Annotated in this window: 10 protein-coding genes; 3 read left to right on the plus strand and 7 right to left on the minus strand. The window is 60.6% G+C overall.

Annotated elements, in window-relative coordinates; genetic code table 11:
* Positions 1 to 107 precede the first annotated feature (107 nt).
* On the minus strand, positions 108 to 836 hold the full coding sequence (locus ACP7C6_RS16295) for a TraX family protein (RefSeq protein WP_426108993.1): 729 nt from the start codon (positions 834 to 836) through the stop codon (positions 108 to 110).
* Positions 837 to 926: 90 nt separating this feature from the next.
* On the opposite strand from ACP7C6_RS16295, the gene ACP7C6_RS16300 reads away from it, so the two are divergent.
* On the plus strand, positions 927 to 1,967 hold the full coding sequence (locus ACP7C6_RS16300; RefSeq protein ID WP_028618222.1) for a threonine aldolase family protein: 1,041 nt from the start codon (positions 927 to 929) through the stop codon (positions 1,965 to 1,967).
* Positions 1,968 to 2,143: 176 nt separating this feature from the next.
* Complete coding sequence (locus ACP7C6_RS16305; protein ID WP_028618223.1) at positions 2,144 to 2,344, plus strand: hypothetical protein; 201 nt, start codon at positions 2,144 to 2,146, stop codon at positions 2,342 to 2,344.
* A 91-nt stretch (positions 2,345 to 2,435) separates the two neighbouring features.
* Here the strand turns inward: ACP7C6_RS16305 and gbcB are convergent, their stop codons facing one another.
* Positions 2,436 to 3,536, minus strand: a complete 1,101-nt coding sequence (gbcB, locus tag ACP7C6_RS16310) for a glycine-betaine demethylase subunit GbcB (protein WP_028618224.1) — start codon at positions 3,534 to 3,536, stop codon at positions 2,436 to 2,438.
* 280 nt (positions 3,537 to 3,816) lie between these two features.
* On the opposite strand from gbcB, the gene gbcA reads away from it, so the two are divergent.
* Positions 3,817 to 5,112 carry a glycine-betaine demethylase subunit GbcA gene (gbcA, locus tag ACP7C6_RS16315; protein ID WP_068936255.1) on the plus strand — a complete coding sequence of 432 codons (1,296 nt, stop codon included), beginning with the start codon at positions 3,817 to 3,819 and terminating at the stop codon, positions 5,110 to 5,112.
* A gap of 743 nt (positions 5,113 to 5,855) precedes the next feature.
* Here gbcA and ACP7C6_RS16320 read toward each other — a convergent pair.
* The 5 genes from ACP7C6_RS16320 to ACP7C6_RS16340 form a co-directional block, all read right to left on the minus strand.
* Positions 5,856 to 6,626 (minus strand): electron transfer flavoprotein subunit beta, encoded by a 771-nt coding sequence (locus ACP7C6_RS16320; protein ID WP_123475008.1) that lies wholly within the window; start codon positions 6,624 to 6,626, stop codon positions 5,856 to 5,858.
* Positions 6,627 to 6,636: 10 nt separating this feature from the next.
* Complete coding sequence (locus ACP7C6_RS16325) at positions 6,637 to 7,857, minus strand: electron transfer flavoprotein subunit alpha/FixB family protein (RefSeq protein WP_028618227.1); 1,221 nt, start codon at positions 7,855 to 7,857, stop codon at positions 6,637 to 6,639.
* A complete protein-coding gene (gene dgcB, locus ACP7C6_RS16330; protein ID WP_068936249.1) occupies positions 7,857 to 9,800 on the minus strand; it encodes a dimethylglycine demethylation protein DgcB in 1,944 nt (647 codons plus the stop codon). Before dgcB ends, ACP7C6_RS16325 begins: the two co-directional genes overlap by 1 nt.
* Positions 9,801 to 9,932: 132 nt before the next feature.
* Entirely contained in the window at positions 9,933 to 11,993 is a 2,061-nt protein-coding gene (dgcA, locus tag ACP7C6_RS16335) for a dimethylglycine demethylation protein DgcA (RefSeq protein ID WP_426108994.1), read from the minus strand.
* A gap of 15 nt (positions 11,994 to 12,008) precedes the next feature.
* Positions 12,009 to 12,539, minus strand: coding sequence for a DUF5943 domain-containing protein (locus ACP7C6_RS16340; RefSeq protein ID WP_016977793.1), 531 nt, complete (start codon positions 12,537 to 12,539; stop codon positions 12,009 to 12,011).
* Positions 12,540 to 12,569 lie beyond the last annotated feature (30 nt).

Consider the following 12,569-nt stretch of genomic DNA (forward strand, 5'->3'; position numbering starts at 1 on the left):
GGCCCGTGCAGGGCCCTTTGATGCGATGGTAGGGCTGGCGTCAGCAGGTCAAATGCCTACGCACGCCACGCAAAGGTGCGTTTACGACATGGAATGAATTCTGCGACTCAAGCAAGGCTGTGGCGCAAGGCCAGCAGCAGCAGGAAATGCGCGGGATAGAGGGCATACGCCCAGCGGCGCATAGGCGGCGGGGAGGCATTTTTGGCGTGTCGTAACAGGACCAGGCCGAGTATTGGCGCAATCAGGCAAGTGGCCAATCCCGCCAACGCGACGGGGGAGCCACTAGCGAGCAAAACCTGCCATTGATTGGCCGCGACGCAGACCACGCCAGGCAATACGCTGAAATACCAGGGACGACGGAACACCAGCAGCATCGCCAGTGGCAGTAATACACCGAAAAAACCAAACATCAGCTGCGTGGAAAACACCGCCGCAATCGTGGCCGCGATCAGCGCCAATCCGCGATCAAAAAGCGCTTTCTGCTGCCATCCTCGGGCAATAAGCAAACCCAACGCCAACGTCGGCAATACGTTCAATGTATCGGCATCATCGATAAACAGTCGGTACGGCACTTCGCTGATCACGCTGAACAGCAGCAGCCAGCCCAAATACCGCCACTGGCCCATGACAGGTGAGTTTCTCGCCCGATGCAGGTTGGCCGCAATCGCCAGGCAAAACCACGGGAACGCCAGGCGCCCCGGCACATACAGGCCATCCAGGTTCAAACCGACATAGCGCAAGTGGTCCAGCACCATGCTCAACAGCGCCAGCCACTTGAGCAGATCCAGAGCGCCATCACGGACGCGTCCGACAGGAATCGTTTGAGTACCGTGCATAATTCCCCAGTGACTTTGCATTTACAGTACGTGCGCACCCGCGACAATCTTGGTTACAGTGCGCACCAACATCGACCACAGGAATGGGCCATGACCGACAAGAGCCAACAATTCGCCAGTGACAACTATTCGGGCATCTGCCCGGAAGCCTGGGCCGCCATGGAACAAGCCAACCAGGGCCATCAGCGCGCCTACGGCGATGATGAATGGACCCACCGCGCCGCCGACGGTTTCCGCAACCTCTTCGAAACTGACTGCGAAGTGTTCTTCGCCTTCAACGGCACTGCTGCCAACTCCCTGGCGTTGTCTTCGCTGTGCCAGAGCTACCATAGCGTGATTTGCTCGGAAACCGCCCACGTCGAAACCGACGAATGCGGCGCGCCGGAGTTTTTCTCCAACGGTTCCAAGCTGCTCACCGCTCGCACCGAAAACGGCAAGCTGACCCCGGAGTCGATCCGCGAGATCGCCCTCAAGCGCCAAGACATTCACTACCCCAAACCACGCGTGGTCACCCTGACCCAAGCCACGGAAGTCGGCAGCGTGTATACCCCGGATGAAATACGCGCCATCAGCGTGACCTGCAAAGAGTTGGGGCTGAACCTGCACATGGACGGCGCGCGCTTCTCCAACGCCTGCGCGTTCCTCGGCTGCTCGCCCGCCGACCTGACCTGGAAAGCCGGCGTGGACGTGCTGTGCTTTGGCGGCACCAAGAACGGTATGGCCGTGGGTGAAGCGATCCTGTTCTTCAACCACAAGCTGGCCGAAGACTTCGACTACCGCTGCAAGCAGGCCGGCCAACTGGCCTCGAAAATGCGCTTCCTGTCCGCGCCGTGGGTAGGCCTGCTGGAAAACGACGCCTGGCTCAAACACGCGCGTCACGCCAACCACTGCGCTCAACTGCTGAGCAGCCTGGTGGCGGATATTCCCGGCGTGGAGTTGATGTTCCCGGTGCAGGCAAACGGCGTGTTCCTGCAACTCTCGGAACCGGCGATTGCCGCGTTGACCGCCAAGGGCTGGCGTTTCTACACCTTTATCGGCAAAGGCGGCGCACGCTTCATGTGTGCGTGGGATACCGAGGAAGAACGTGTAAGAGAATTGGCGGCGGATATTCGGAAAGTGATGGAAGCCTGAAACCACGGGCCTTTCAGCGCGTTTTCAGAGACTGTTTGTACGTATTTCTGACAGTATCTATCTACCCCCTGTCTTGGATAGGATCTCGTCACCCCGAACACACGGACGCGTTACTTCGGGGCTGACTGCCTGCCGAATAATCGGTCGGAAATGGAAATCCAGCAGAGGGTTACATCATGGAATATCAGAACAACGGCAACACCCTGCAAAGCGACGGCACGATCAGCACCACCGTCATTGATTGGGATGAATTTCGGAAACACGCAAAAGTCGGTGACACCATCCGAGAGCCATCAAGGACATTGAGGATCTACGAAAAAGCCTATGAATTGACAGCATCAGGCCAGCACTTTGTAGTCCATATCTACGCCCAATAACCGTCAGCGCCTAAGACCCGCGCCGCAGACTCATGACCTGCAACGCGGGACTTTTGATCGTTCCCACGCTCTACGTGGGAACGATCATTGGTCAGAACTCGATGCGCACATCACCCTTCGGCACACTGCAGCACGACAGGATGTAGCCTTCGGCTTCGTCTTCCTCAGTGATGCCGCCGTTGTGGTCCATCTCGACCTCCCCGCCCAGCTTCATCACTTTGCACGTGCCGCAGATGCCCATGCCACAGGCTTTCGGGATCAACAGCCCAAGCTTGGCCGCCGCCGCATGCACGGTTTCACCAGGGGCGACACGAATGCTTTTGCCCGACGCGATGAACTCCACCTGGTGCAGATCCGCCAGGTCGATTTCCGGCGCGTCGGCGGCTTGTTCGGCTTGTTCGACCGCATCCGCACGGGCTTCCGGCGGCGTGGCGCCGAACGATTCCTCGTGGTAACGCGTCATGTCGAAACCCGCCACTTCCAGCAGGCGCTTCACCGCGTTCATGTACGGCGTAGGCCCGCAGCAGAACACTTCGCGCTCCAGGAAGTCCGGCACCATCAGTTCGAGCATCTTGTGATTCAGGTAACCGCGATAACCCGCCCATGGCTCACCCAAGCCGTGTTTCTCGCAGATCAGGTGCAGGCTGAAGTTATCGATCCGCGACGCCATGTGTTCCAGCTCACGGTGGTAGATGATGTCCTTGGGCGAACGGGCGCTGTGGATAAACGTCATGTCGACGTTGGCGTTGGTGTCGTAGAACCAGCGCGCCATGGACATGACTGGCGTTATCCCCACACCGCCGCTGAGGTACAACACTTTCGGGCTTGGGAAGTCGATGGCATTGAACAAGCCTACCGGCCCGTGCACCGCCAGCTCTTGCCCTTCATGCAGGGTGTCGTGCAACCAGTTGGAAACCTTGCCGCCCGGCACGCGCTTGATGGTCACCGAGAAACTGTACGGCACCGACGGTGAGCTGGAGATGGTGTAGGAGCGCATGATCGGCTGGCCTTCGATTTCCAGCTCCAGGGTGACGAATTGCCCCGGCTTGAAAAAGAACAGGATCGGCTGGTCGGCCATGAAACAGAAGGTGCGCACGTCCCAGGTTTCCTGGATGACTTTGACGCAACGGACAATGTGCCGACCATTGGCCCAGGTCTGGGTGGTTACCGGATTCAGGAAATTATTGGACATGTTGTTCTCCACCGCCGACATCGGCCTTATGGTGGCGATTCTGCGTAACGCCAGAACCATCCATTTACCTATCTGCGACATTCACATACTTATCGCGACCAGGCCCCAACGACCTAGGGTTGCGCGTCGGGAACAGATTGGGCCATGTCGCCCATGGATAAGGTTCGGCCCATCGGCGGCCCCACACTCGCTCCCAACACAGACGCTTTTTTTACGCCTTGCTGCAAACCTGATTAGCCACTTATCTCGGCCACACAGAATGGCCATGAGGACACACACGATGGACGTCACCGCAACCTTAAGCTTGGGCGATCCGCTGGAACCCGCACGCAAGGCCACCGCGCAAATGCTGCAAGAGCGCGAGCGCACTTTCTCGCTGCCACAGCCGTTCTACTCTGATGAACGGCTGTTTGATATCGACATGCAGGAGATCTTCCAGAAAGAGTGGCTGATCGCCGGCATGACCTGCGAGATCCCCACCAAGGGCAACTACCTGACCCTGCAAGTAGGCAAGAACCCGATCATCGTGATCCGTGGCGCCGAAGGCGTCGTGCATGCCTTCCATAACGTGTGCCGTCACCGTGGTTCGCGCTTGTGCACCAGCGACAAGGGCAAGGTCGCCAAACTGGTCTGCCACTACCACCAGTGGACCTACGAACTGGACGGCCGCCTGCTGTTCGCCGGCACCGAGATGGGCGCCGACTTCGACATGAAGCAGTACGGTTTGAAGCCGGTGAACGTGAAGACCGCTGGCGGCTACATCTTCATCAGCCTGGCGGAGAACCCGCCGGCCATCGATGATTTCCTGTCGACGCTGAACCATTACATGGAACCCTACGACATGGAGAACACCAAGGTGGCGATTACCACCACCTTGATGGAGAAAGCCAACTGGAAGCTGGTGCTGGAAAATAACCGCGAGTGCTACCACTGCAACGCGTCGCACCCGGAACTGTTGAAAACCCTGCTGGAATGGGACGACGTCACCGACCCGCGCGCCGACCAGGCGTTCAAGGATCACGTGGCCGCCTCCGCCGCCGCCTGGGATGCCGAGAAGATCCCGTACGCGCACGCCAGCTTCGGCTTGCGTAACCGCATCGTGCGCATGCCGCTGCTCAAGGGCACCGTGTCGATGACTCTGGACGGCAAGCAGGGCTGCGCCAAACTCATGGGCCGCATCAAGAACCCGGACCTGGGGTCGATGCGCATCCTGCACCTGCCCCACTCCTGGAACCACTGCATGGGCGATCACATCATCGTGTTCACCGTGTGGCCGATCAGCGCCCAGGAAACCATGGTCACCACCAAATGGCTGGTGCACAAGGACGCCGTGGAAGGCGTGGACTACGACGTCGAGCGCATGCGCCAGGTGTGGGACGCCACCAACGACCAGGACCGTCGCCTGGCCGAAGAGAACCAGCGCGGCATCAACTCCACCGCCTACCAGCCAGGTCCATACTCCAAGACCTATGAGTTCGGCGTGGTGAACTTTGTGGATTGGTACAGCGAGCGCATGCTGAACAACTTGGGGGCCGCTCCAGCACCGTACCTCAAAGGTGTTGCAGTTCACGAATAACCTTTTGATCTTCAGGGGGCTGGGTTGTACAAAAAACACCCAACCCTCTGATAACCCTTGATTCCCCTGCCCTCCAGCCTTTACCCAACAACTTATCCACAAAGCCACCCACAGCAATTGTGGGCAAGTACGCTTCCCTCCTGAAATTAAGTGAAAAAAATCCGTGACTTATTCCAGTCAGTCGGTCTGGCCCAGCCTTGTTCATTTATTGATCAACTGAATAGAAGCCATGATTTACTTGGCCTGTAGCGGTACGCGAACACCTTATCCACAGAAGCACCAACAGACTTTGGGGGCAACTCTGAGAACGCTGTGGAAAACCACCGAAAACCTTCATAAATCGCGGTTTCCAGGGATTTCAGCCGGGAAAAAAACCAATTCGATCATATTTTGATCAATCCGGTGAAAGCCTTGATTAATAAGGGCTTCAGCCGAGAGCGAACATGTTATCCACAGAAGCGCCAACAGACTATGGGGGCAAGTCGGCCTGGAGAAATGCATAAGAGCAAAGAAAAACCCAAGTAAAAACCGTCAGTTAGCCTGGTTGTTTTTCGTACAGAGGGCTGCAGGGCTTGATTCACAGGGGGCGTGGACAACCGCGAACAGGTTATCCACAGACGGGTCAACAGGGATTGTGGGTAAACCCTCTGTAGGAGCCGGCTCGCCGGCGATGACGGCGTGTCAGTCGAGACATCCATCGGCTGAACGATTGCTATCGCTGGCAAGCCAGCTCCTACGGGGGGTTAGCGCACGACGCCTTCCTCTATAAGCAGTTTGAGGATAGCTTCGGCGCCCGCTTCCGGGCTGAGGCCCTTGAGTACTTGCCCACCGCCGCCACTGGCCTTGGCCGTGGCGGCTTTCATCCGGTCGGCACCACTTTTGGCCTTGATCACCTTGAGGCGCTTTGGCCGTGGTTTGGCCGGCTGGAGCACGGCGCCTGTGAATAACTCGTCTTGTTCGATTTCGACTTCATGGGCCGCCAGCTCACCGCGCTGCGCCGGACCGTAAGCGCTCTGCCGTGGTTTAGGCGCGGCGTTATCCACTGTCGCCAGGAACGGCAAGCGCACCTTCAGGCGCCGCCGCTGACCGCGTGGCAAGGCTTGCAGCACATGGGCCACGCCGCCATCGATGGACTCGACCTGCGCCAGCCCGACAATCAGCGGCCAACCCAACTGCTCGGCCAGCAGGTACGGCAACATACCCGAGCCTTCGCCGGTTTCGGCCTGGCTACCAGCGAGCACCACTTGGGCACCCGCGTCGCGCAGGTATTCACTGAGAACGGGCAAGGCATCGCTGCCCGCCGGTTGCTCCAGCACCTGCAATTGCGGCAATCCCATGCCCAGGTAGCTACGCAGGGTCGGCTCATTGATGTTGCCGGCGTGCAACACCTGCAACTTATCCCCAGCCATTTGCAGGCCGAGCTCCACCGCACGCGCATCCTGTTCGGCGCGGCGCGGGCGCCCTGAGGTCGGGTGGGCGCCGATGGATACCAGGCTGATGACATTCGTGTTCATGCTCATATCCTCAAGCCGCGTCGCGCTTGGCGCCGTTGCGGTAGGCCTCGACCGCAACGATCAAGGCTTGCAGAATCGCGGCGCTTTCGCCGATGACCGAGAGATCGGCCCGCTTGATCATGTCGCAACCAGGGTCGAGGTTGATCGCCACTACCTTGTCGCAGGCACCGATGCCTTGCAGGTGCTGGATCGCCCCGGAAATACCCACGGCCACGTAGACCCGCGCCGTGACCCAGGTGCCGCTGGCGCCGACTTGGCGATCACGCGCCATGAAGCCATCGTCCACCGCCACCCGCGAGGCGCCTTCGGTGGCGCCCAGGGCCGCCGCGGTCTGGTGGAACAAGGCCCAGTCCTTCACGCCGTTGCCGCCGGAGAAAATGAATTCCGCTTCGGCCATGGGAATCGCCGCCGGGTCCACCGCCACCGCGCCGAGGTCTTCGATGCGTGGCAGACTGCGCGCCAGGGCTGTGGATAACTCCACGGGGAGGACTTCGTGACGGGTTTCGCTGACGGGATCGGCACATTCAACGGCCGCCAGAATCAGGCGTGGCAGCGGACGGGCCAAGTCTTCCTGGCCCGCACCGGCGCGGCCGATGCACTCGTCGCCCTTGATCTGCCAAACCCGCGTAGCCGGGCGTTCCTTGAGGCTGGCGGCAAACCGTCGGCCCAATTCGCCACCACCGCTGCGGCTGTCGGGCAGTAACCAGTGGCGCGGGTTGAACTGGTTATCCACAGCGCGTAAACCCTGTACCCGTTGTTCCGGTGAATAACCGTCGAATTCGTGGCCGTCCAGCACCAGCAGGCGGTCGACACCTGCGGTGGCAAACGCATTTTCCTTGTGTTCGCCAAACACCACCGCCAGCACCGCGCCGTCGCTGCCAGCCAGTTGCCGGGCCAGGCCGAGCAAGTCGCGGTCGTGGCTGCTCAAGCGACCACCGACCATATCCGGCACCACGTTGATGTAGAACGCAGGCGCCGCCACCTGATGCAGTGGCAACTGCACTTCCACGGCCGCGGTACGCTTGGCCGCGCCGCCCTGCTGGGCGCCGCTGCGGTCGATGCGTTTGATGCCGTTGGGGCCGATGAAGCCGACGCCATGGACGTTCTTGCGGATGACCCCGTTAGGTCCCATCCAGCTGTGTTGCACCGGTTGCATCGCTGCGTGCAGCGGGTGCAGGCGGTTGCGGGCGATCCATTCGGCCCGTGGGTCGCGGCGGATAATGTCGCTCATTAATGCACCTCCGCAGGTTCACGCTTGATGGGAGCTTTGGTGGGCACTGCATCTTCAAGTAATGCGTCGGCCACCAGCTCGGCAATATCCTTGATCAACGGGCGCGGCTCGACTACGCCTTCCAGCATCGCCGTGCATTGCGGGCAACCCACGGCCACCAGCTCGGCGCCGGTTTCGCGGATGTCGTCCATACGCATGTCCGGGATCCGTTGCTTGCCGGGAATGTCGGTAATCGGCGCACCGCCACCCCCACCGCAGCAGCGTGAGCGGAAACCCGAGCGTTGCATCTCCTTGACCTCGATGCCCAATGCCCGCAGCACTTGGCGCGGCGCCTCGTACTCGCCGTTGTAGCGGCCCAGGTAGCAAGGGTCGTGATAGGTCACGCTGTTGCCCTTGTGCTGGCCCAGGTTCAGCGCGCCTTCGCCGATCAACTCGGCCATGAAGGTGCTGTGATGCTGCACCAGGTAGTTGCCATTGAAGGCGCCGTATTCGTTTTTCAGCACATGGAAGCTGTGCGGATCGCAGGTGACGATGCGCTTGAAGCTGTATTTGGCCAGGGTCTGGATATTGCGCGAGGCCAACAACTGGAAGGTCGCTTCATCGCCCAGACGACGGGCCACGTCGCCGCTGTCACGCTCTTCCAGGCCCAGCACGGCAAAGTCGACCTTGGCGGCTTTGAGCACTTTGACGAAGGCACGCAGGGTACGTTGGTTACGCATGTCGAAGGCACCGTCGCCGACCCAGAACAGCACGTCGGCGCTGCCCTTTTCGCTGAGCAGCGGCAGGTTCAGGTCTGCCGCCCAGTTCAGGCGACCACCCGGTGCGAAACCGCCCGGGTTGTCGGTGGCGATCAGGTTCTCCAGCACTTCGGCGCCCTTGTTCGGCGTGGCGCCTTTTTCCAGGGTGAGGTGGCGGCGCATATCGACGATGGCGTCCACGTGCTCGATCATCATCGGGCACTCTTCCACGCAGGCGCGGCAGGTGGTGCAGGACCACAGGGTCTCGGCGTCCACCAGGCCGTTGACGATGGGCTGATGCGGGTTGCCGCTGTGTTCGCCGATCGGTTTGCCTGGATAGGGGCTACCGGCGAACTTGGCATCAGTGCCACCGGCCAGGCCGACCACCATGTCCTGGATCAGCTTTTTCGGGTTCAGTGGCTGGCCGGCGGCGAAGGCCGGGCACGCGGCTTCGCACTTGCCGCACTGCACGCAGGCGTCGAAGCCGAGCAGTTGGTTCCAAGTGAAATCCTTGGGTTTTTCCACGCCCAACGGCGCGGTTTTATCGCTGAGGTCCAGCGGCTTCAAGCCGGTGGAACGGCCACCGCCAAAACGCTCGGCGCGGCGGTGCCAGGCCAGGTGCAAGGCACCCGCGAAGGCGTGTTTCATCGGGCCGCCCCAGGTCATGCCGAAGAACATCTCGGACACGCCCCACAGCACGCCCACGCTGAGCAACGCTGCAAGCAACCAGCCGCCGAAGTCCGCTGGCAGGATTCCAGCCACCGGCAGGGTGACCAGGAAGAAGCTGACCGAGAACGCCATGAGGCTTTTCGGCAGGCGCATCCATGGGCCCTTTGACAGACGTGAAGGCGGATTACGGCGACGCAGGTACACAAAGGTGGCGCCGACAAACATCAGCACCGACGCCAGCAGTAAGGCATAGCCAAGGATACGGCTCTGCAGGCCGAAGCCATGGACCAGAATGGCGAGCAACGCCGACAGCACAAAACCCAGCGCGGTGGCGACGTGGGTATTGGCGATGTATTTGTCGCGGGCGACCACGTGGTGCAGGTCGACCATGTAGCGCTTGGGCATGGCCAGCAGGCCGCCCAGCAGGTCGACCTTGGACGCGCGGCCACGGCGCCACATGTTCACCCGGCGCAAGGCGCCGACGACAGCAAGGCCCAGGGCGGCAAACAAGAGAATAGGCAGCAAGGTGTTCAACATGGTGAAGCTCCCGCAAGGCTCCTGTAGGAGCGAGCTTGCTCGCGAAGGTCGTCAGCGATTACGCGTCCATCCTGGATGAACACGTTGTCCTGGCGTTTTTCGCGAGCAAGCTCGCTCCTACAGGGAGGTTGCCTAGAAATCCTTGCACAAGCGCAGGGCGTCATAGATCGCAGCATGGGTATTACGCTGCGCCACACAATCACCAATGCGGAACAGCAAGTACCCATCACCCGCCTCGCTCAGGCACGGCTGCGGCTTGATCGCGAACAAGGCTTCGACGTCGATCTGGCCCTTGTTGCGCGAGCCTTCCTTGAGTGCGTAGTAGATGGCTTCGTCCGGGCGCACGCCGTTCTCGACGACCACCTGGTCCACCACCCGCTCCTCTTTGGCGCCGGTGTATTCGTTTTCCAGCACCGCCACCAGCTTGTCGCCTTCGCGGTAGACCTTTTCCAGCATCATGTCGCCGGTCATGATCACTTCCTTCGGGTACATGCTGCGGTAGTAGGTCGGGAACGACGTACCGCCAATGGCCACGCCCGGCTTGATGTCGTCGGTGACGATTTCGACCTGGCTGCCTTTGTCCGCGAGGAAATCCGCCACCGACATGCCGGTGAATTCGCAGATAGTGTCGTACACCAGCACGTTCTTGCCCGGCGCCACTTTGCCGTCGAGCACGTCCCAGCTGCTCACCACCAAGCCTTCGGCTGCGCCCCAGTGTTCGTTCTGTTCCACGTTCGGATGTCCGCCCACCGCCAGCACCACCACGTCCGGACGCACGTCCAGGATAGTGTCGGCATCGGCGGCCACGCCCAGGCGCAGGTCGACCTTCAACCGTGCCAGTTCCAGTTGGTACCAGCGGGTGATACCGGCAATCTGGTCACGTTGCGGCGCCTTGGACGCCGTGGTGATCTGCCCACCAATAAACTCTTTTTTCTCGAACAGGGTCACGTCGTGACCACGTTCGGCTGCCACGCGCGCAGCCTCCATCCCGGCCGGGCCGGCACCGACCACCACAACCTTGCGTTTGACGCCGGTGGTTTTTTCGATGATGTGCGGCACACCCATGTATTCACGGGAGGTCGCGGCGTTCTGGATGCACAACACATCCAGGCCCTGGTACTGGCGATCGATGCAGTAGTTGGCGCCGACGCACTGCTTGATTTGGTCGATCTGGCCCATCTTGATCTTGGCGATCAGGTGAGGGTCGGCGATGTGCGCACGGGTCATGCCGACCATGTCCACATAACCGCCCTCGAGGATGCGCGTGGCCTGGTTCGGGTCCTTGATGTTCTGCGCGTGCAGCACCGGAACCTTGACCACTTCCTTGATGCCGGCCGCCAAGTGCAGGAACGGCTCCGGTGGATAACTCATGTTGGGGATCACGTTGGCCAGGGTGTTGTGCGTGTCGCAACCCGAGCCCACCACGCCGATGAAATCCAGCATGCCGGTGTCGTCGTAATACTTGGCGATCTGCTTCATGTCCTCATGGGACAGGCCGTCCGGGTGGAACTCGTCACCGCACAGGCGCACGCCCACGCAGAAGTCGTCACCGACCTCGGCGCGTACGGCTTTCAATACTTCCAGGCCGAACTTCATGCGGCCTTCGAAGGTGCCGCCCCACTCGTCAGTACGCTTGTTAACCCGCGGGCTCCAGAACTGGTCGATCATGTGCTGGTGCACAGCGGACAACTCAACACCGTCCAGGCCGCCGGCCTTGGCGCGTTTGGCGGCGCTGGCGTAGTTGCCGATCACGCGCCAGATTTCTTCCGGCTCGATGGTCTTGCAAGTGGCACGGTGCACCGGCTCACGTACACCGGACGGCGACATCAGCGTCGGCCAGTTGAAGCCGTCCCAACGCGAGCGACGGCCCATGTGGGTAATCTGGATCATGATCTTGGCGCCATGCTTGTGCATGGCGTCGGCCAGGTTCTGGAAGTGCGGGATGATGCGGTCGGTGGACAGGTTGACCGAACTCCACCATTCCTGCGGGCTGTCGATAGCCACAACAGAGGAACCGCCGCAGATCGCCAGGCCGATACCGCCCTTGGCTTTCTCTTCGTAGTACTTCACATAGCGGTCAGTGGTCATCCCGCCGTCGGTCGCGTAAACCTCGGCGTGGGCGGTGCTGAGCACGCGGTTGCGGATGGTCAGTTTGCCGATCTGGATCGGCTGGAACATTGCTTCGAAAGCCATGGCACGGTCCTCGGCTTACAACGGCTTGACGGTGAACAGGCCGTCATCGTGGCCCTCTTCGGAGCCTCCGTAGACTTGTTCGGCGACAGTGCGGATCTGGCTGCCGCGGGCTTGCAGAATCTGGTCCATGGCGCCGGCAAACCAACCAGTGAACATGTAGTCCACTTTGCGCCCGACCTTGCCGTACACGTAGACGAAGGCCGAGTGTTCGAGCTTGACGCTGGCGGTGCCTTTGTCGAGGTCGATGTCCTGAATCTTGAACAAGCCCCAGCCGCGTTGCGACAGGCGCTTCATGTAGTGCTCGAACACCGCGACGCCTTCCAGGCCATGGCATTCAGCTTCTTTTTCACACCAGTGCCAAGCGGACTTGTAGCCAGCCTTGTAGAGGATTTCGGCGTAGGCATCGGCGCCCAGCACTTCTTCGATACCGATGTGGTTGTTGACGAAGAAATGGCGCGGCACGTACAGCATTGGCAGGGCGTCGGAGGTCCAGACACCGGTTTCGCTGTCGACTTCGATAGGCAATTGCGGGGCGATCTTGGCCATGGAAACTTAACTCCAGAAAAATTCTTGTTA

Source organism: Pseudomonas sp. TWR1-1-4 (genome assembly GCF_049897165.1).
GTDB lineage: Bacteria > Pseudomonadota > Gammaproteobacteria > Pseudomonadales > Pseudomonadaceae > Aquipseudomonas > Aquipseudomonas canadensis.